The sequence below is a fragment of the Actinomycetospora aeridis genome (assembly GCF_037400275.1).
GTDB lineage: Bacteria > Actinomycetota > Actinomycetes > Mycobacteriales > Pseudonocardiaceae > Actinomycetospora > Actinomycetospora aeridis.
The window spans coordinates 400,864-420,773 of sequence record NZ_JBBEGL010000005.1; the positions used below are offsets into that span (position 1 = coordinate 400,864).

18 protein-coding genes are annotated in these 19,910 nt (G+C 73.9%); 13 read left to right on the forward strand and 5 right to left on the reverse strand.

Annotated elements, in window-relative coordinates; all coding sequences use genetic code 11:
- The first annotated feature begins 181 nt into the window (after positions 1–181).
- The 6 genes from WCD41_RS20075 (at position 182) to WCD41_RS20100 (ending at position 7,469) form a co-directional block, all read left to right on the forward strand.
- A complete protein-coding gene (locus tag WCD41_RS20075) occupies positions 182–1,231 on the forward strand; it encodes an LLM class flavin-dependent oxidoreductase (protein ID WP_337715623.1) in 1,050 nt (349 codons plus the stop codon).
- A gap of 115 nt (positions 1,232–1,346) precedes the next feature.
- The gene (locus WCD41_RS20080) at positions 1,347–3,488 is read left to right on the forward strand and encodes a molybdopterin oxidoreductase family protein (protein WP_337715625.1); all 2,142 of its coding nucleotides are present in this window, start codon (positions 1,347–1,349) and stop codon (positions 3,486–3,488) included.
- A complete protein-coding gene (locus WCD41_RS20085) occupies positions 3,488–3,832 on the forward strand; it encodes a molybdopterin oxidoreductase (RefSeq protein ID WP_337715627.1) in 345 nt (114 codons plus the stop codon). The genes WCD41_RS20080 and WCD41_RS20085 overlap by 1 nt, the downstream gene beginning before the upstream one ends.
- On the forward strand, positions 3,833–6,382 hold the full coding sequence (nirB, locus tag WCD41_RS20090; protein WP_337715629.1) for a nitrite reductase large subunit NirB: 2,550 nt from the start codon (positions 3,833–3,835) through the stop codon (positions 6,380–6,382).
- Positions 6,379–6,690: a Rieske (2Fe-2S) protein gene (locus tag WCD41_RS20095; RefSeq protein ID WP_337715632.1), complete on the forward strand. Its 312-nt coding sequence runs from the start codon at positions 6,379–6,381 to the stop codon at positions 6,688–6,690. The genes nirB and WCD41_RS20095 overlap by 4 nt, the downstream gene beginning before the upstream one ends.
- Positions 6,691–6,704: 14 nt before the next feature.
- Positions 6,705–7,469: a maleylpyruvate isomerase family mycothiol-dependent enzyme gene (locus WCD41_RS20100; RefSeq protein WP_337715634.1), complete on the forward strand. Its 765-nt coding sequence runs from the start codon at positions 6,705–6,707 to the stop codon at positions 7,467–7,469.
- Here the strand turns inward: WCD41_RS20100 and WCD41_RS20105 are convergent, their stop codons facing one another.
- A complete protein-coding gene (locus tag WCD41_RS20105; RefSeq protein WP_337715635.1) occupies positions 7,470–8,366 on the reverse strand; it encodes a hypothetical protein in 897 nt (298 codons plus the stop codon).
- 199 nt (positions 8,367–8,565) lie between these two features.
- Positions 8,566–9,525 (reverse strand): NADP-dependent oxidoreductase, encoded by a 960-nt coding sequence (locus WCD41_RS20110; protein WP_337715637.1) that lies wholly within the window; start codon positions 9,523–9,525, stop codon positions 8,566–8,568.
- 82 nt (positions 9,526–9,607) lie between these two features.
- On the opposite strand from WCD41_RS20110, the gene valS reads away from it, so the two are divergent.
- Both valS and WCD41_RS20120 read left to right on the forward strand, forming a co-directional pair.
- Positions 9,608–12,175 (forward strand): valine--tRNA ligase, encoded by a 2,568-nt coding sequence (gene valS, locus WCD41_RS20115; protein WP_337715639.1) that lies wholly within the window; start codon positions 9,608–9,610, stop codon positions 12,173–12,175.
- 10 nt (positions 12,176–12,185) lie between these two features.
- Positions 12,186–13,169 (forward strand): DUF6925 family protein, encoded by a 984-nt coding sequence (locus WCD41_RS20120; RefSeq protein WP_337715641.1) that lies wholly within the window; start codon positions 12,186–12,188, stop codon positions 13,167–13,169.
- Positions 13,170–13,191: 22 nt separating this feature from the next.
- On the opposite strand, the gene WCD41_RS20125 is transcribed toward WCD41_RS20120, so the two are convergent.
- The gene (locus WCD41_RS20125; RefSeq protein WP_133827011.1) at positions 13,192–13,509 is read right to left on the reverse strand and encodes an adhesin; all 318 of its coding nucleotides are present in this window, start codon (positions 13,507–13,509) and stop codon (positions 13,192–13,194) included.
- 234 nt (positions 13,510–13,743) lie between these two features.
- Between WCD41_RS20125 and WCD41_RS20130 the strand changes: the two genes are divergently transcribed.
- Positions 13,744–14,766 (forward strand): hypothetical protein, encoded by a 1,023-nt coding sequence (locus WCD41_RS20130; protein ID WP_337715644.1) that lies wholly within the window; start codon positions 13,744–13,746, stop codon positions 14,764–14,766.
- Positions 14,767–14,839: 73 nt separating this feature from the next.
- Positions 14,840–15,349, forward strand: a complete 510-nt coding sequence (locus WCD41_RS20135) for a hemerythrin domain-containing protein (RefSeq protein ID WP_337715646.1) — start codon at positions 14,840–14,842, stop codon at positions 15,347–15,349.
- Positions 15,350–15,369: 20 nt separating this feature from the next.
- Here the strand turns inward: WCD41_RS20135 and WCD41_RS20140 are convergent, their stop codons facing one another.
- Entirely contained in the window at positions 15,370–16,482 is a 1,113-nt protein-coding gene (locus WCD41_RS20140; RefSeq protein ID WP_337715649.1) for a hypothetical protein, read from the reverse strand.
- Positions 16,483–16,748: 266 nt separating this feature from the next.
- On the opposite strand from WCD41_RS20140, the gene macS reads away from it, so the two are divergent.
- Genes macS through WCD41_RS20155 form a run of 3 tightly spaced genes read left to right on the forward strand, consistent with a single transcriptional unit; the run spans position 16,749 to position 19,305 of the window.
- Entirely contained in the window at positions 16,749–17,930 is a 1,182-nt protein-coding gene (macS, locus tag WCD41_RS20145) for a MacS family sensor histidine kinase (RefSeq protein ID WP_337715651.1), read from the forward strand.
- Positions 17,930–18,556 (forward strand): response regulator, encoded by a 627-nt coding sequence (locus WCD41_RS20150; protein ID WP_337716097.1) that lies wholly within the window; start codon positions 17,930–17,932, stop codon positions 18,554–18,556. Before macS ends, WCD41_RS20150 begins: the two co-directional genes overlap by 1 nt.
- 47 nt (positions 18,557–18,603) lie before the next feature.
- Positions 18,604–19,305 carry a VC0807 family protein gene (locus tag WCD41_RS20155; RefSeq protein WP_337715653.1) on the forward strand — a complete coding sequence of 234 codons (702 nt, stop codon included), beginning with the start codon at positions 18,604–18,606 and terminating at the stop codon, positions 19,303–19,305.
- Here WCD41_RS20155 and WCD41_RS20160 read toward each other — a convergent pair.
- Positions 19,302–19,847, reverse strand: a complete 546-nt coding sequence (locus tag WCD41_RS20160) for a PadR family transcriptional regulator (protein ID WP_337715654.1) — start codon at positions 19,845–19,847, stop codon at positions 19,302–19,304. The two genes, WCD41_RS20155 and WCD41_RS20160, sit on opposite strands and share 4 nt — an antisense overlap.
- Positions 19,848–19,910 lie beyond the last annotated feature (63 nt).

Genomic DNA, 19,910 nt, shown 5'->3' on the forward strand with positions numbered 1-19,910 from the left:
CGCCGGATGTTCACCGGATCATCGCGTCCGCGACCCCCCGGCAGTGGTGACCTTAGTCTCCTCTGAGGAAACAGCCGGGTCCGGGCTCTCACATCGAGACGCTCGGGTTCCATCGCCGACGTCCGTCACTCCGCGGACATCCCCCGGAACACGCGCGCGCCGCGACGACGTTGCACCGGACATGCGCGATCTCGAGCTCTCGGTCCTGGACCTCTCGCCGGTCCCCTCCGGCTCGCCCACGTCGGCGGCCCTGCACGAGACCGTCGAGCTCGCCCGCACCGTCGAGCGCGCCGGCTACCGCCGCATGTGGCTGGCCGAGCACCACGGCATCCCCAGCGTCGCGAGCTCCAGCCCGGAGATCCTGATCCAGGCGGTCGCCGACGCCACGAGCACGCTCCGCGTCGGCTCCGGCGGGATCATGCTGCCCAACCACTCGCCGCTGAAGGTCGCCGAGACGTTCCGGGCGCTGGCGGGCTTCCACCCCGGCCGCATCGACCTCGGCCTCGGGCGCGCCCCGGGCACCGACCCGCGGACGGCGATCGCGCTGCGCCGCAGCCGCGAGGCCCTCACGGCCGACGACTTCCCCGAGCAGTTCGCCGAGCTGCGCGGCTACGTCGACGGGCTGCCCGCCGACCACCCGTTCTCCGGCATCGTCGCCATGCCCGACGACGTCCCGCTGCCGCCCGTCTGGATCCTCGCCTCGAGCTACTACGGCGGTCAGGCCGCGGCGGCGTTCGGCACCGGCTTCGCCTACGCCGGGCACTTCGGCGGCGCCGACCCGGGCGAGGCGACGCGCATCTACCGCCAGCAGTTCCGCCCCAGCGAGGCCGCCGGCGCCCAGGACCCGCACGTCGTCCTCGCCGCCGCGGTGATGTGCAGCGAGGACCCCGAGCGCGCCCGGGCGATGGGCCGCGCGCACGCCCTGTCGATGGCGCGCCTGCGCACCGGCAACCCGGGGCCGCTGCCGAGCCCCGAGGAGGCCGTCGCCCACGACTGGAGCCCCGTCGAGCTGCAGGTCGAGCAGGGCATGGCGTCGAAGATGACCGCCGGCACGCCCGACGAGGTCCGCGCCGACCTCGAGCGCCGCGCCGAGGAGGCGGACGCCGACGAGATCATGATCGTGAGCCCGATCCACGACGTCGCCGAGCGCCGCCGGTCCTACGAGCTGATCGCCGAGGTCTTCGGGGTGGCGGGCCGGGACGTCGCGGCGCCCTCCCTGGCGCAGGTGTAGCCCGGACGACACCGCCGATCGGCGGGGTGGCGACGTGACGTCCCCGACGCCCTGCCCCGGGCCGATGTAGCGCCGGTGTAACCGCGAGGAAACGCCCCGCACGCAGCGTGGGGCCATGGCCGGGCCCCACCTGCCGATCACCGCATCGGCGCCCGGGCAGGGCGTCACGACGCACTGCCCCTACTGCTCGCTGCAGTGCGCGATGACGCTGACGCCCCGCGAGCACGGCGCGGGACCGGAGCTCGAGGTGGCGGGCGCCGCGTTCCCCACCAACCGCGGCGGCCTGTGCGAGAAGGGCCTGTCGTCGGCGGAGCTGCTCGCCCACCCCGACCGCCTGACCACCCCACTGGTGCGGGACGCGCGGAACGCACCGTTCCGGGCGGCGAGCTGGGACGAGGCGCTGCAGCGGATCGCGGACGGTCTGACCGTCGCCCAGGAGCGCTACGGCCGGGACGCCGCCGGCCTGTTCGGCGGCGGCGGGGTGACCAACGAGAAGGCCTACCAGGCCGGCAAGTTCGTGCGGGTCGCCCTGCGCAGCTCCTCGATCGACTACAACGGCCGCTTCTGCATGTCGTCGGCCGCCGCGGCCGCGACCAGGGCCTTCGGGATCGACCGCGGGATGCCGTTCCCGCTCGCCGACATCGCCCGCGCCGACACCGTCCTGCTCGTCGGCTCCAACCCCGCCGACGTCATGCCCCCGGCCATGCGGTGGTTCGCCGCCGGCCGCGAGCGCGGCGCGCAGCACCTCGTCGTCGACCCCCGCTACACGGCCACCGCCGCCGCGTCCGACGTGCACCTGCAGCCCGTGCCCGGCACCGACCTCGCGCTGGCCAACGGCCTGCTGCACCTCGCCGTCAAGCACCGGCTCGTCGACACCGCCTACATCGCCGAGCGCACCACCGGCTGGCCCGCGCTCAAGCGCGCCCTCCGGCAGTACTGGCCCGACCGCGTCGAGCGCATCACGGGCGTCCCGGTGCGCGTGATGGAGCGCGCGGTCCGTGTCCTCGCGGAGTCCCGCGCGACGATCATCCTGTCCGGCCGCGGTGCCGAGCAGCACGCCAAGGGCTCGGACACCGCGCTGGCGTGGATCAACCTCGCGCTCGCCCTCGGCCTGCCGGGCCGCCCGTACAGCGGCTGGGCCACCATGACCGGGCAGGGCAACGGGCAGGGCGGCCGCGAGCACGGGCAGAAGGCCGACCAGCTGCCCGGCTACCGGATGCTCGCCGACCCCGCGGCCCGCGCCCACGTCGCCGGCGTCTGGGGCGTCGATCCCGACGAGCTCCCGCAGCCCGGTGTCTCGGCCTACGAGATGCTCGACCGTCTCGGCGCCGACGGCGGCGTGCGTGCGCTGATGGTCATGGCGTCGAACGTCGCGGTGTCCGCCCCGCGCGCCGCCCACGTCCGCGAGCGGCTGCGGAGCCTCGACTTCCTCGCGGTCTCCGACATCTTCCTGTCCGAGACCGCCGCGCTGGCCGACGTCGTCCTGCCCACCACCCAGTGGGCCGAGGAGGACGGGACGATGACCAACGTCGAGGGCCGCGTGCTGCGCCGCCGGCGCGCCGTCGACGCACCGGACGGTGTCCGCAGCGACCTCGCGGTCCTCGCCGATCTCGCCGCCCGGCTCGGGCGGGGCGAGCTCTTCGACGACGACCCGCGCACCGTCTTCGACGAGCTCCGCCGCGCCAGCGCCGGCGGGAAGGCCGACTACGCCGGCATCACCTGGGAGCGGATCGAGGCCGAGCGCGGGGTGTTCTGGCCGTGTCCGTCGGGGGACCACGCGGGCACGCCGCGCCTGTTCCGGCAGGGCTTCCCCACCCCCGACGGACGGGCGCGCTTCCACGTCGTCCACCACCGCGACGCCGCCGAGGTGCCCGACGACGAGTACCCCTACCGCCTCACCACCGGGCGCAGCCGCGCGCACTACCAGTCCGGCACCCAGACCCGGCGCACGAAGGCCCTGCTCGACGCCGAGCCCGAGCCGGCCGTCGAGGTCCACCCCGACCTCGCCGCACGCCTCGGCGTGGCCGACGGCGGCGACCTCCTGCTGCGCACCCGCCGCGGCAGCGCCCGGATGCGCGTGCGCCTGACCAGCACGATCCGGCCCGACACCGTGTTCGCCCCGTTCCACTGGGCCGGCGAACAGACGATCAACGACCTCACCAACCCGGCGCTCGACCCCGCGTCACGGATGCCGGAGTTCAAGGTCTGTGCGGTCGAGCTCACGGCCGTCCCCACCACCACCCGGGAGGACGCATGATGACCACGCCACGGTTCCTGCAGGGCGCGTTCGCGTTCGAGGGGCAGGGCCTGGACAAGCCGGCCCCCCTGCACCCGACGCTGACCTACACCGTCCCCGAGGGCGTCACCGGTCAGGTGCTCTACGTCCGCGCCGGCAACTCCTCCGACGAGCTCGCCTCGGTGGTGCTGGTGTTCGACGGCGCCCCCGCGCGGTGGCTCCCGGTGGGCGCGAAGGCGGACATGCACGTCTCGCTGCGCGTCGTCGAGGACCTCCTCGCCGGCACCACCGTCGAGGTGCACTACGCGGCACCGGCCGGGACCGCCGGCACCCTCGTCGTCGACTGCGGTCTGGTGGAGGTCTGAATGACGCAGACCGCGGAACGCCCCGGGGCGACCGACACCGTGCCCACGAAGGCCCGCCTCGTCGTCGTCGGCAACGGCATGTCCGGCGCCCGCGCCCTCGAGGAGATCCTCGCCCGGGGCGGCGGTGACCAGTTCGCGATCACCGTCTTCGGCGACGAGCCCTACGGCAACTACAACCGCATCCTGCTCTCCGAGGTGCTGGCCAACGCCGCGGGAGAGGTCGTCGACAACGAGGACGCCGACGACGACCTCTACCTCAACCCGCTGGACTGGTACGCCGAGAACGACATCACCCTGCACGCCGGGGTGCGGATCGTGCGCATCGACCGGCACGCCAAGGTCGTCCTCGGCGACGACGGGTCGGTGACGCCGTACGACACGCTCGTGCTGGCCACCGGCAGCCGCTCGTTCTTCCCGCCGATGGAGGGCATGTGGGCGTCGCGGACGGCGCTCACGCGGGGTGTCTTCGGCTTCCGGTCGCTGGACGACGCGACGGGGATGCTCGCTCACGTCCGCGAGCACCGGACGGCCGTCGTGATCGGCGGTGGCCTGCTCGGGCTCGAGGCCGCCGCGGGCCTGCAGGCGCACGGCGTCGCGGTGCACGTCGTGCACCCCACCGAGGTGCTGATGAACCAGCAGCTCGAGGCCGAGGCGTCGAAGGTGCTGCGCTCGAAGCTCCAGGACATGGGCATGCACATGCACCTCGGGGTGAAGACCTCGGAGATCCTGGTGACCGACGGGTCGGTCTCCGGGGTGCGGTTCACCGACGACTCGACGCTGGACTGCGACATGGTCGTCGTGACCGCCGGCATCCGGCCCAACATCGGGCTCGCGATGGTGTCCGGGCTCGAGACGCAGCGCGCCATCGTCGTCGACGACAAGATGCGCTCGGTCGACGACGACGACATCTACGTGGTCGGCGAGTGCGCGCAGCACCGCGGCGAGGTCTACGGGGTCGTCGGCCCGCTGTGGGAGCAGGCCGCCGTGCTCGCCGACGTGGTCACGGGCGCGGACCCGGACGCCGAGTACCACGGCTCGCGGCTCGCCACCAAGCTCAAGGTCGCGGGCGTCGACGTCGCGCAGATGGGCGTCAAGACCCCCGAGCGGTCGTCGGACGAGTTCGTGCAGTTCTCCGAGACCGGCCGCGGCGTCTACCAGACCGTCGTCATCCGCGACGGCACGCTGATCGGCGCGACGCTCGTCGGCGACGTCAGCAAGGTCGCGGCGCTGACCCAGGCGTTCGACAGCCGCTCGGCGCTGCCCGAGGAGCGGATCAAGCTGCTCTTCGACCTCGGGAGCGCCGACGACACGTCCGCCGCCGTCGACCTGCCCGACGACACGCAGGTCTGCAACTGCAACGGCGTCTCCAAGGGCGACCTCGTCGCGTGTGTCGAGCACGGGGCCGAGTCGGTGTCGGCGTGCATGGCGCAGACCCGCGCCGGCAAGGGCTGCGGGTCGTGCAAGGGGCTCGTGAAGGAGGTCGTCGAGGCGGCGCTGGGCGGCGCCGGCGCCGAGGACCCCGCGGACTCGTACTACGTGCCGGGCATCCCGCTCGACAAGCCGACACTGATGCGGGAGATCCGGTCGCGGGGGCTCACGAGCGTGTCGGCCGTGTTCGACGCGCTGGCTCCCGAGGGGCGCGACCACGTGGGCTCGAAGATGGGGCTGACCGCGCTGCTGCGGATGATGTGGCCGGACGACGTCGTCGACGAGCGCGACGGCCGGTTCATCAACGACCGGGTGCACGCGAACATCCAGCGCGACGGGACGTTCTCCGTCGTCCCGCGGATGTCCGGCGGCGTGACGTCGCCGGAGCAGCTGCGCCGGATCGCCGACGTCGCCGAGAAGCACGCGATCCCGATGGTGAAGCTGACCGGCGGGCAGCGCATCGACCTGCTCGGCGTCCCGAAGGAGAAGCTGCAGGAGGTGTGGGCCGACCTCGACATGCCGTCGGGCTGGGCCTACGGCAAGAGCTTCCGCACCGTGAAGACCTGCGTCGGCACCGACTTCTGCCGCTTCGGGCTGGGCGACTCCACGCAGCTCGGGATCGACCTCGAGGAGCGCTACAAGGGCATCGAGGGGCCCGCGAAGATGAAGCTCGCGGTCTCCGGTTGCCCTCGCAACTGCGCGGAGTCGATGGTCAAGGACGTGGGGCTGGTCGCCGTCGAGGGCGGTCAGTGGCAGATCTACGTCGGCGGCGCGGCCGGGGCGACGATCCGCAAGGGCGACATCCTGGCCACCGTCGACACCCACGACGAGGCGATCCGGATCACCGGGCGGTTCCTCCAGTACTACCGCGAGAACGCCAACTGGCTGGAGCGCACGTACGACTTCGTGCCGCGGATGGGCCTCGACTTCCTCATCGGCGTGATCGTCGACGACACCGAGGGCATCGCCGCCGAGCTCGACGCCCGCATGCAGGAGTCGGTGGACCGCTACGAGGACCCGTGGGCGACCGACCAGCAGGAACGCACGCCCGGCCAGTTCCACGACGCGTTGCCGCTGGTGCCGCTGCCCCAGGTGCCCGTCCGAGAGGGCTCGAGCCGATGAGCGGGGTCGAGGTGCGTCTGGGCCCGGTCGAGCAGATCCCCTTGGGCGAGGGGCGCGCGTTCCTCGTCGGCGACGAGCCGGTGGCCGTGTTCCGGCCCCGCGCCGGAGGGCTCCACGCGCTGCGTGCCATCTGCCCGCACCGCGGCGGCCCGCTCGCCGACGGGCTGACCGACGCCGGGACGGTGATGTGCCCGCTGCACAACCACCAGTTCGCGCTCGCCGACGGGACCTGCCGCACGGGCGCCGACGACGTCGCGGCCTACGCCGCGAGCGAGGAGGACGGCGAGCTGGTGGTGCGGCTCGGGTGAGCGAAGATGCTCCTGTGCCCACCACGGAGCGCTTCCTCGACGAGATCGTCCTGCACACCACCGCCTTCGCGAACGCCGTGCACGCGGCCGGCCAGGACGCCCCGGTGCCGTCGTGCCCGGACTGGACCGTGCGCGACCTCGCCGACCACCTCGGCGGCGTGCACCGCTGGTGCGCCGGCACGGTGTCGCGGCCCGGCGAGAAGCTCGTGCGCCGCGGGCCGACCGACCCGCCGATGCCGGAGTCCGACGACGACGTCTCGACCTGGCTCCTCGAAGGTGCTGCGACGGTGACGCAGGCGATCCGCGGCGTGGGTGACGACACGCTGGTCGGCGGCTTCGGGGCGATGGTGCCGGTGTCGTTCTGGGCGCGGCGGCAGTGCCACGAGACGCTCGTGCACCGCGCCGACGCCGAGCTCGCCGCCGGCCGGCCGCTGCTCGCCGACCTCGATCCCGTGATCGCGGCGGACGCCGTCGACGAGCACCTCGCGATGGTCGCGCTCAGCGCGAAGCGGCGGACGGGCCTGGGCGCCGACGGCGCCACGCTGCACCTGCACGCCACCGACGAGGGGCTGGGGGACGCCGGCGAGTGGGTCGTCACCCTCGGCGCCGAGGGCCCGACGATCGAGCACGCGCACCGCAAGAGCGACACCGCCGTGCGCGGACCCGCCCGGGGCCTGCTCGCCGTGCTCACCAGCCGCGAGAGCCCCGAGGCCGCCGGTGTCGACGTCCTCGGGGCTCCGGACCTGCTCACGCGCTGGCGCGAGCACGGCGGGGTGTGACTACAGGTCGCCGGTGAAGACCGCGGCCTCGTGGTCGAACGACGGGGTGACGTCGACCTGGGCCTCGCCGCTGTTCGTGGTGGTGGAGAACGCGACCTCGTAGGTCATGCTCCGGCCGGGCTGCAGCTGGTTCTGCGGCGGCGTGCCCGTCTCGGCGTCGAAGATCTGGGAGGCCGGCGCCCCACCCGTCGACATCGCGGTCTGCAGCAGCACCGGGTCGAACGCGGTGCCGGTGTTGTTGGTGACGCGGACGGTGACGCTGTAGGCGTAGGGGTTGGTGTTCCCGGCGGCGTAGCTCGAGGGCTCGTAGGACGTCGGCTCGCTGACGGTGACGGCGAGACCGTCGGCGTAGGTGAACGTCTGGCCGAACGCGACCGCCGTCGTGGCCGGCGCCGGCGCGGCGACCGGAGGCGTGCCGGCGCCCACCGCGGAGAGGTCCTCGTTCAGCTGCGTGAACGCGTTCGCGACGATGACCATGCCGGTGATGCCCAGGGCGACCGCGAGGACGCAGGCGACGACGCCCGTGACGGCCGTCTTGGTGTTGGTGGCGGCGCCGCGGCGGGCGCGGGTGACGCCGACCAGGCCCAGCACCAGCCCGACGATCCCGAGCAGGAGCGCGCCCATCCCGAACAGCGGGATCAGGCCGACCACCAGGCCGGACAGGCCGAGCACCAGCCCGGCGATGCCGAGGCCGTTGCGCGGGGCGGACATCGGAGCCATCGGGGCCATCGGTGCCGCCGGAGCCATCCCGGCCGGCGGCGCCATCGGCGTCATCGGCACCGGCGCCTGCTGCGGCCGCATGTGGGCGGCGTCGAGCGCGGCGCGCGGGATCGGCATCGTCGGCGGCTCGAGCGAGGCGTCGGCGGCGCGGTGACGAGGCGGCTGGACAACGGTCATGGCTGGCGATCCCCCGACGAGATGCATGGTGTCCGCCGGTCGGCGGACTTGCTGCACATGTCGTCGGCCGACGCCGATCGTTAGCGGTCGTCACCGCAACGGGTGACTGCGCCGACGCGGCTCACCCGAGGGTTACTGGCTGGTATCTCTCGCCAGGCGAGAGATACCAGCCAGTGACCGCTCCCATCGGGACCGCGCCTCAGACCGTGAGCACCAGCTTGCCGAACGTCGAGCCCTTCTCCAGCTCGCGGTGGGCGGACGCCGCGTCCTCGAGGGGGAAGGTGCCGGCGATCCGGACGGTCAGCGCGCCCTCGGCGATCAGGCGCGCGATGCCGGTGAGGGCGACCCCGTCGGGCTCGACGAGGAAGTCGGTGACCCGCTTGCCCTCGGCGTGTGCCTGCTCGGTGAGACCTTCGGGCACGCCGGACGGCACGCAGACCAGCAGGCCGCCGGGACGCATCACGGCGAGCGACGACGGCCCGTTGACCTCGGTGAGGTCGACCGCGACGTCGATGTCCCCGGTCGCCCGCGCGACGTCCTGGGTGTGGTGGTCGACCGCCTCGTCGAGCCCGAGCGCGGCGAGGTCGGCGTGCTTGGCCGCCGAGGCCGTCCCGACGACGTACGCCCCGCGCGTCTTCGCGATCTGCACGGCGAGGTGGCCGACGCCGCCGCCCGCGGCGTGCACGAGGACGCGCTGGTCCCGCTGCACGTCGGCGGCGTCGACGACGATCTGCCAGGCGGTCAGGGCCGCGAGCGGGGTGGCGGCGGCGGTGACGTCGTCGACGCCGTCGGGGATGTGCGCGAAGTGGCGCGACGGCGCGGTGACGTACTCGCCGTAGCCGCCGGCCTCGCGCGGGAACCACGGCATCCCGAAGACACGGTCGCCCACGGCGAAGCGCGTCACGCCCATCCCGACGGCGTCGACGACCCCGGCGACGTCCCAGCCGACCGTGAACGGGGGCGCGGTCATGTCCCCGCCGGCCGCGGCGAGCCCGGCACCGCCCGCGCGGACCTTGGTGTCCACGGGATTGACGCCCGCGGCGGTCACCCGCACCCGGATCTCGGTCGGGATCGGCTCGGGGACCGGGGCGTCGACGACGTGCAGGACCTCGGGTCCGCCGGGGCTGTCCTGGGTGATCCTGCGCATGCTGGTGGGCATGGGCAGGGCGTGCCCCGGGACCGCCGCACGCACACCCTGAGCAGGGCGGAAGTGGCCCGGACCCCACCAGTAAACTGGAGCAATGGTGCAGTCCGACCCCGGCACACGCGTGCCCGAGAAGCCGACCCTCGATGGCCTCGAGGACCGGTGGGCGGACGTATGGGAGAACGAGGGCACCTACGCGTTCGACCGCTCCGCGACGCGCGAGCAGGTGTTCTCCGTCGACACCCCGCCGCCGACGGTGTCCGGGTCGCTGCACGTCGGGCACGTGTTCAGCTACACGCACACCGACATCGTCGCCCGCTTCCAGCGCATGCGCGGCAAGCACGTCTTCTACCCCATGGGCTGGGACGACAACGGGCTGCCGACCGAGCGCCGCGTGCAGAACTTCTACGGCGTGCGCTGCGAGCCGAGCCTGCCCTACGACCCGGACTTCACCCCGCCGGAGAAGCCCGGCAAGCAGCAGATCCCGATCTCGCGCAGGAACTTCGTCGAGCTCTGCGAGACGCTGACCGCTGACGACGAGAAGGCCTTCGAGGCGCTGTGGCGCCGCAACGGGCTGTCGGTCGACTGGTCGCACGGCTACCAGACCATCGACGCCCGGGCCCGCGCGATCAGCCAGCGCGCCTTCCTGCGCAACGTCGAGCGCGGCCAGGCCTACGTGTCGATGGCCCCGACGCTGTGGGACGTCACCTTCCGCACGGCGGTCGCCCAGGCCGAGCTGGAGGACCGGGAGCACACCGGCGCGTGGCACCGGATCGCCTATCACGGCGCCGACGAGGACATCGCGATCGAGACCACGCGACCCGAGCTCATCCCGGCCTGCGTCGCCCTGGTCGCGCACCCCGACGACGAGCGCTACCAGGCGCTCTTCGGCACGACGGTGCGCTCGCCGCTGTTCGACGTCGAGGTCCCGGTGCTCGCGCACCCCGCCGCCGAGATGGAGCGCGGCGCGGGCATCGCGATGTGCTGCACGTTCGGCGACCTCACCGACGTGCAGTGGTGGCGCGAGCTCGACCTGCCGAACCGCACGGTGATCAACCGCGACGGGCGCCTGCTGCGCGACACCCCGGACTGGATCACCTCGGAGCAGGGTCGCGAGCGCTGGGCCGAGATCGCCGGCGCGACGGTGTTCACCGCCAAGGAGCGGATCGTCGCGATGCTGCAGGAGACCGGCGAGCTGGAGGGCGACATCCGCCCCGTGACCCGCCCGGTGAAGTTCTACGAGAAGGGCGACAAGCCGCTCGAGATCGTCTCCAGCCGCCAGTGGTACATCCGCAACGGCGGGCGCGAGGCCGACGTCCGCGAGGAGATGCTCGCGCGCGGTCGCGAGCTGGCGTGGCACCCGGAGTACATGCGGCACCGCTACGAGGACTGGGTGCGCGGCCTCAACGGCGACTGGCTGGTCAGCCGCCAGCGCTTCTTCGGCGTGCCGGTGCCCGTCTGGTACCCGCTCGACGGCGAGGGCGAGGTCGTCCCCGACAAGCCGCTTGTGCCGGCCGACGAGGCCCTGCCGATCGACCCGACCACCGACGTCCCGCCCGGCTACACCGCCGACCAGCGCGACGTCCCGGGCGGCTTCACCGGCGACCCGGACGTCCTGGACACCTGGGCGACCTCGTCGCTGACGCCGCAGATCGCGGGCCTGTGGAGCGTCGACGACGACCTGTTCTCGCGGGTCTTCCCGATGGATCTGCGCCCGCAGGGCCACGACATCATCCGCACCTGGCTGTTCTCGACGGTCCTGCGCAGCCACCTCGAGCACGACAGCCTGCCCTGGGCGCACGCCGCGCTGTCGGGCTGGATCCTCGACCCGGACCGCAAGAAGATGTCGAAGTCCAAGGGCAACGTCGTGACGCCCATGGACCTGCTCGTCGAGTTCGGCTCCGACGCGGTGCGCTACTGGGCCGCGGGCGGGCGCCCGGGCGTCGACACGGCGTTCGACCGCGGGCAGATGAAGGTCGGCCGGCGGCTCGCGATGAAGCTGCTCAACGCGTCGAAGTTCATCCTCGGCGTCGGGGTGCCGCCCGGCGAGCCCGACGTGTCGGCGGTGTCGACGCCGCTCGACCGCGCCCTGCTCGCCCGTCTCACCGAGGTCGTGCAGAAGGCCACGGCGGCGCTCGAGAACTACGACTACGCGGTCGCCCTCGAGGTCACCGAGCAGTTCTTCTGGTTCTTCTGCGACGACTACCTCGAGCTGGTCAAGTCCCGGGCCTACGGCGAGTTCGACGAGGCCGGACGCGACTCGGCGCGGGCCACCCTCGCGGCCGCGCTGCGGGTGCTGCAGCGCCTGTTCGCGCCGGTGCTGCCGTTCGTGGCCGAGGAGGTCTGGTCGTGGTGGCAGGAGGGCTCGGTCCACCGCGCCGCCTGGCCCGACATCCACGAGCTCGCGACGTCCGCCGAGGTCGACCCGCAGGTCCTGACCATCGCCTCGGACGTCATCGGCGGCATCCGCCGGGCCAAGTCCGAGCAGAAGCTCTCGATCCGCACCGAGGTCGAGAGCCTCTCGGTCCAGGCCGCGCCGGCCGCGCTCGAGGCGCTGCGGGAGGCGCTGTCGGACGTCCGCGCGGCAGGTCGGGTGCGTGACGTCGAGCTGGTCGTCTCCCCGGACGGCGAGCTCGTCACCACCGTCGGCGGCCCGACCGGCTGAGTCCGTCGGGATGGACGACCTCCTCGCCTGGATCGACGACCCGGACGCGGGCTGGAGCGTCGGGACCTTCGGCGCGCTGGCCGAGTTCCTGCGCGCACCCGACGAGCCCGCGGACGTCTCCCGCGGCGCGGGCCGGGCCACCGTCGTCACCGCGCGGGGCGGCATGGACGTCCGCGTCGACGGCGACGTCGTGCCGCGGGCCTGGGAGCGGCGCGCCGGGGACAGCTGGAGCCAGGCCGTCGCCCTGTGCGTGCCCGCCGACGGCGGCGGTCGGTCGGTGGTCACCGAGCTCGGACCCGACGCCGACGCCCTGCGGGCGCAGGACCGCGACGACGTGCTCGTCGACCTCGGCGTCAGCGCCGGGCACCTCGCGGCGTGCGTGCGGACCGGCGACCCCGCGCTGCTGGCGGCGCTGCGGGAGGTGGAGGGGCGGCCGCTCGCCGAGGCCGGCGCGGTGGCGGGGCTGCTCGTCGAGGCGGGCCCGCACCGGGTGTTCCGAACGGCGGTCGCGCGCCTGGAGGTGTTCACGCCGATCCCGCCGCCCGACGGGACGAGCCCGGACGGGCCGCACACCCACCTGCTGCCGCGCCTGCTCGCCCGCGGGCGGACACACGCGGCCACGGACCCGATCCCGGAGGGACGGGCGCCCGGAGCCACGCTGCACCTGCCGCACCCGACGCGGACCGTCGAGGGCCGGCCGACGACACCGCGGCCGGAACGTCACCGGCAGGCGCAGGACGTCCTCGCCCGCTTCGGCGAGCCCGGGGCGACCGCGGTCAGGACGGCGGTGACCGAGGCGCTGGCGACGTCGGCCGAGCCGCCGTCGTGGGCGCTCGCCGGCGAGTACCGGGCGGCGGTGGAGCTGGCGCTACGGCAGGGCGAGGAGCTGGAGCCCGACCATCCCCACCTCGGGGGGTGGCGGCACCGGTTCCCGCGCGAGCGGGCGGAGAGCGGCGCGGACGCGCCGCTGACCCACGACCCGGCGCAGGGATGACGCGCCGGGCGGGGGCGTCGTGTCAGTCCTGGAGCTCGGACTGCGGCGTGATCGCGAAGCGGAACTCGTCGCCCTCGCCACGCTCGGCGTCCGGCACCCGCTCGACGTCGAGGACCTTGTCGTCGAGGGCCGACGCGGCCTGCGGCTCGAGGAAGATGACGGCGCCGCCGCCCTCGAGCACGGTGTCGTCCGCGGCGGGCGTGGGGGCCACCGAGAGCTCGAGGCCCTCCTCCGCCATGTTCGGGGTGGCCGCGATGCGCAGACCCGACCCCTCGGGCATCTCGTTGGACTCGAGGATGGACGAGATGGCCTCGGCCGCCGTCTCCGTCAGTGCCAGCATGCCTCGTTACCATACGGGTCACGGATTGGTCACGCACGCGGATGCGCGAGCCGTCACGCGACGGAAATCCCCAGCTCAGGCCGAAACCACCGCCCGAACACGGAGGGGAACGACAGGATGGCCCTCCCGGTGAGTCATGACCCCACCGATCGGCGTGCCGCCGTGCTCCGAATGCTCGAGGCGTCACCGGACGGGTTGAGCGACGGCGTCCTCGCGCGGCAACTCGGTGATGATGTGCGCCCCCAGACCGTCAACCAGCTCTGCCGGCGCCTCGTCGCCGAGGGCGCGGTCGAGCGGGTCGGCACCCGCCCCATCCTCAACCGGCTCCCCGCCCCCACGCCGCGTCGCGGACGGAAGACGGCGGCCGGGAAGAAGGCGCGGGTCGAGGCCGCTCCCGAGGCGTCTCTCGAAGCGCCTCCCGAAGCGACTCCCGAAGTCACCGAGCCGGTCCTCGTCGAGCAGGACGCTCCGGACACCGGAGCCCCACCGACACCCGCGCCGAAGCCCCGCCGCACGCGGAAGAAGGCCGAGGCGGCCGTCGCCGTCGAGGAGCCGGCGCCCGAAGTGCGCTCCGAGCCCGCCCCCGCTGAGCAGGACGCTCCGGAAGTCGAAGCATCGCCGACGCCCGACCCGCCGGCGGCGACGAAACCCCGCCGCACGCGCAAGAAGGCGGGGGCGGCCGTCGCGGTCGAGGAACCCCCCGCGCCGGAGGCCGACCGGGACGGGACCGCGGAGACGAACGGTGCCGGCCCGACGGTCGACCGGGACGCGGCGGACGTCCCGGCCGCAGCGGTCGAGGAGGAACCGGCCGCCGAGGTCGAGGAGGCGCCGGCCACCTACGACCCGCCCCCCTACGACGCCCTGCAGGCCTGGTCGCGGGTGGTCAACGTGCAGTCGCTGGTGGCGGGCTGGCTCGTGCGCCGCGGTGCGACGCTGCGGTGGGCGTCGGCCGACGTCACCGGCCCCGCCCTCGACCTCGTCGCCTCCCTGGATGGCGACGACGTCCACGTCGAGGTCACCGGCTGGCCGTCCGACGGCGCCCGGACGCACCCGACCACCATCGCCGGTGACTGGTTCAGCGCGGCCGAGCACGCGGCGACCGAGCGGCGCCGTGCCCACCCGCGGGCGCGGATCGTCATCGCCCTGCCCGACACCCGGCGCTATCGCAGCCTCACCGAGGCGCGGGCGGCGTCGCTGGACGGTGCCCGGGCCGAGGTGTGGTTCGTCGACGCGGCGGGGGCCGTCCACGCGAGGTGAGGCTGGCCTTCCGGTTCTCGTCCGCGCACTCGGGGTAGCTCCGGGACGCCACCACGCGAAACGGAAGGTCTCCATGTCCGCCGACATCACCGAGATGATCCTCGACGACCACGACTGGTTCCGCCGCCAGTTCCTGCACCTCGCCGACCTGCGGGAGCAGCCGGACGAGGCCGAGAAGGTGTGGAACTCGCTGGCGATCCAGCTCGAGATCCACGCGTCCGCCGAGGAGCAGCACTTCTACCCGTCGATGGCCCGGCGCATCGACGACGAGGACGCGTCGGCGACCGAGGACGCCGTCGGCGACCACGACGAGATCCGCGAGGGCACCGAGAAGGCGCGTCAGGCGACCGTCGGCAGCCAGGAGTGGTGGGACGCGATCGACGAGACCGATCAGGCGAACAACCACCACATGGCCGAGGAGGAGCGCGACGACCTCGCGCCCTTCCGCAAGGGCACCTCGCTCGCGTTCCGCCAGGAGCTGGGCGCGAAGTTCGAGCAGTTCAAGGTCGAGCACGCCGAGGGCCGTGGGCTGTCGTTCGAGGAGAAGGACCCCGAGAAGTACGTCGAGGCCGTCACCTCCTGACCGTCTCCCCCCGAGGCGTGTCAGCGGCCGGGGTCCCCGAGGCGGTCGAAGCCGACGGGGACCACCGGTGAGGTGGCGCCCGTCCCGGCGGCCGGGTCGGGCGAGGTGGCCAGCACCGTCGCCGCCCCGGCGAGGCTCAGCACGAGCAGGCCCGCCAGGGCGGGAACCGCCCAGATCGGGGGACGACCGCGGGCCACGGTCTCCCGGGGCAGCGGGACGATCGCGGTGGCCCGGAGACGGCCGGGCAGCGGGATGCCATCCGTGGGCGTCGGGTCCTCGACGGCGTGCGGCCGGGGGAGGACCAGCGCGGCGGCGCCGTCGGGTGCCGATTCCGGACGCGCCACGAGCAGCGACGCGCCCGCGGCCGCGGCCAGGTGCTCGGCGATCGGCGTGCGCTCGTGGGCCACGACGATCGTGTGGGTCGCGGGGCCGGCGGCGGTCGCGGTGGTGTCGTGACGGGCGTGGTCGACGAGGTCGGTGAACTCCTCGCGGGTCACGTAGACCTCGGCGTCGCCTGCGGTGACGACGAGCTCGTCGCCGTCGGTCGCGGACAGGAGCCGCCGTGCCTCGCGCAGCTCGTTGCTCAGGTGGGCGGCGTCGCGGCGACCGACGGGGTCGGTGCGCCGGCGCAGCGCTTCGGCGATCCCGGGCGCGACGACGGCGAGCTTGGCGTGCACGACCCCGGTGAGCAGCGCGTCCAGCCGCGCACCGAGGTCACGGGCACCGCCCTCGCCGACCTCCACCCCGTCGTCGGCGGTCCGGACCGGCCACACGACGAGGTCGTCGCCGCGGGCGTCGATGACCGTCACGGGAAGACCCGAGCTCCAGCCCGCGAGGCGTGTCCCGGCGCACGCCACGGCGTCGGGCAGCCACGACGGCTCGGGGAGCCCGGCGAACCGGACCGCCGCGCCGAGGTCGGCGAAACGCTGCCCGTCGATGTCACCGGGGACGACGAGCACGACGTACGCGGGCCGGCTCCCCGCGGCGTGGAGCACGGCGGCGAGGGAGTCGTTCAGGACCGTGATGTCGCCGTCGGCGAGGTCCACGTCGATCGTGCGGTGCGCGTCCTCGTCGACGCGCACGGCGCGCAGCGACCCCGGCACCGCTTCCAGCACCAACGTCCACCGGTCCACGCTGTCCACCTCCAGCACCAGGAGTACTCCGAGCGGGCGTACTCACACTGAGCTGTTCGGCGCAGCGTTGCCCCATGTTAGCCCGGTCCGGGATCTTGAGCCACGATCGATACCTCGCGGTAGACCATTCGCCGATCGGTGGTGACGGGCAAGGACGTCGGCCGTGGGTGCCGTTCCGAGTAGTTGCCCCCATCCGTCCCGGTCCGGCTCGCGCCAGGGTGTCGGTCGTGCCCGCTACGCTCGCGCCGCCCTGGCAGGGAGGTGCCGTGACGACCGCCGACGTCTCCCCGCGCGCCCGGGCGCACCCCCATCTGGTCCCGCTCTGGCGCGGGCTCGTGGTCTACCGCGTCGTGGCCCTCGTCGCGGCCGTGGTGAACCTCGTCCGCTTCGGCGGCGGGTGGGAGCGGCCCCTGCTCGGGCTCGTCGTGGTCGCCGCGATGGCGGTGTGGACCCTCGTCTCGTCCCTGCGCTACCTGCGCTTCGGTGATCCGGCGACGGCGTGCGCCGATCTCGTGGTGACGGCACTGGCCACGGCGTCGACGCTGCTGGTCGACAGCCCGGAGCACATCGCACAGGGCGGGCCGGTGATCACCACCGTGTGGTCGGCGGGTCCGGTGCTGGCGCTCGCGGTGGCCCTCGGGTGGCGGGGCGGGCTCGTGGGGTCGGTCGTCACCGTCGCGGTGCTGTTCGGCGTGCGCCGGATCGTCGACGGCGACCTCCTCTTCGACGCCCAGCTCCTGGTCGTCGCCGGTCTCGCGGTGGGGTTGGCGGCGGACACGATGCGCCGCTCGGTCGAGCAGCTGCGCGCCGCCGCCGCCCTCGAGGCGGCCACCGCGGAGCGCGAGCGCCTCGCCCGCGACATCCACGACGGCGTGCTGCAGGTGCTGGCCCTGGTGCGCCGGCGCGGCGACGAGCTGGCGCGCACCGACGGGACGGCCCCCGCCGTCGAGCTCGCCCGCCTCGCCGGCGAGCAGGAGGTCGCGCTGCGGCGCCTGATCACCTCGGCCCCGGTGCCGGGCCCCGACGGCACGGTCGACCTGTCGTCGCGGCTCGCCGGGGTCGTGCCCGCCCACGCCTCCCTCGCCGTGCCCGCCGAGCCGGTGCTGCTGCCCGCCGCGGTCGTCGACGAGCTCGCCGCCGTCGTGCGCGAAGGTGCCGGCAACGCCGCCGCCCACGCCGGGCCGGGCGCCGGGTTGTGGGTGCTCGTCGAGGACGACCCGCAGGGCGTCACCGTCAGCCTGCGCGACGACGGCGTCGGCATCCCGGACGGACGGCTGGAGCAGGCGGCGTCGGAGGGACACCTGGGGGTGGCCGGGTCGATGCGCGGCCGCGTGGACGCCCTCGGCGGCACGATCACGTTGCACACCGCGCCCGGGGAGGGCACCGAGTGGGAGATCGTCGTTCCCCGGGCGGGCACGAGGAGCAGGAGGCGCACGTGGTCCGCGTGATGGTCGTCGACGACCACCCCATCTGGCGCGAGGGCGTCGCCCGTGACCTCGCCGAGCGCGGTGTCGACGTCGTCGCGACCGCCCCCGACGGCGCGGCGGCCGTGCGGATCGCCCGGGCCGTGCGCCCGGACGTCGTCCTCATGGACCTGCAGCTCCCCGAGCTCTCCGGTGCGGAGGCGACGGCGCAGGTCCGCGCGGCGCTGCCCGACACCCAGGTGCTGGTGCTCTCGGCGAGCACCGAGCACGGTGACGTCCTCGGCGCCGTGCGGGCGGGGGCGACGGGCTACCTCACCAAGTCCGCCGCGATGGGCGAGCTGGTCGACGCCGTCATGCGCACGGCCGAGGGGCAGGCCGTGTTCTCCCCCGGCCTGGCCGGCCTGGTGCTCGGGGAGTACCGGCGGCGTGAGACCGAGGCCCCCGACGAGCCACAGCTGACGCCGCGCGAGACCGAGGTCCTGCGTCTCGTGGCCAAGGGGCTCACGGCCCGGGCGATCGCGGCCCGGCTGACGCTCTCGCACCGCACCGTCGAGAACCACGTGCAGAACTCCCTGCGCAAGCTCCAGCTGACCAACCGCGTGGAGCTGACGCGGTACGCCATCGAGCGCGGGTTGGACGCCGACGAGTGACATGTCTGAGTTGACATGTCGTTGCGGACAGGTGGAAGCTGGCCCGCATGGAGCGCGACGCACCCGACACCACCCGGCCGGACGACGAGTCGCCCGCGTACGGCCTCCGGCAGTTCTCGGGCCTGTTCTTCGACGTCGGCGCCCCGCTCGTCGCCTACTACGCGCTGCGCCTGCTCGGCGCGACCGAGTGGGTGGCACTGCTCGTGGCCACGGTCGTCGCCGGCGTGCGGATCACGTGGGTGGCGGTGCGCACGCGGCAGGTGACGTGGTTCGCCGGGGTGATGCTGGCGGTGTTCGGCGTCGGTCTCGCGCTCTCCTTCGTCGACGGTGACCCGCGGTTCCTCCTGGTGACGGACTCCTTCACCACGGCGATGGTCGGCCTGGTGTTCCTGGCGAGCCTGCTGACCGGCAAGCCGCTGACGCTCTCGGCGTTCCAGACCTCGCAGCCGCAGAAGGCCCGCGAGATGGAGGAGTTCTACCGGACGATCCCGCCGGTCCGGCGGACCTTCCGGGTGTCCGCGGTGGTGTGGGGCGTCGGCCTGCTGCTCCTGGCGATCGTGCGCATCCCGCTGATCTACCTGCTCCCGCTCGACGTCATGGTCGGGCTCTCGACCGGCCTGCTCGTCGCCGTCATCGTCGGCCTGTCGATCTGGAACGGCTGGTACGGCGCGCGCACCGGGCCCAGGGCCCAGGCCTGGGCCGAGGCGAACCTCGGCGAGAGCACGGAGGGACGTCCCGCCGTCGCCTAGGGGCGACCGGCGGGCTCCGCGGCACCGAGACGCTCGAGGCTCCACAGCGCCCATCCGTGCACGGCCTCGTACTGCCGCAGCCCGTACTCGCCGGCGAGGCGGCCGAACGGCAGGGGGTCGCCCGGGCGGTGCTCCGCGTCCTCGGACTCCATCACCGGCCGGAGCTTCTCGATCTCGCCGGCACAGTGGGCGGCGATGCCCTCGAGCAGCTTGCGCGCGTCGTCGGGCTCGAGCGTCTGCACGAGGAACATCCGCAGGACGGTCTCGTCGCGCACCGTCGACTGCTCCGGCCAGTGCAGCATCCAGCGCCGCAGCTCGGTGCGGCCGTCGTCGGTGAGCGCGTAGCTCTTGCGCCCCCGCGGGCCGGTCTCGTCGACCACCACCTGCCCGGCCTCGGTCATCTTGGCCAGCTCGGGGTAGATGCGGCTGTGGCCCGCCTGCCAGGCGTAGCGGCCGATGCTGCCGTCGAACGCGCGGGTGAGGTCGTACCCGCTGGCCGGACCGTGGGCGAGGAGCCCCAGGAGGGCGTGGCGCAGCGACATGCCGCGGACGCTACCAGTCCGTTCAGACATGTCCGTGTTGACAGGTCGCGGGGCGGGCAGCGA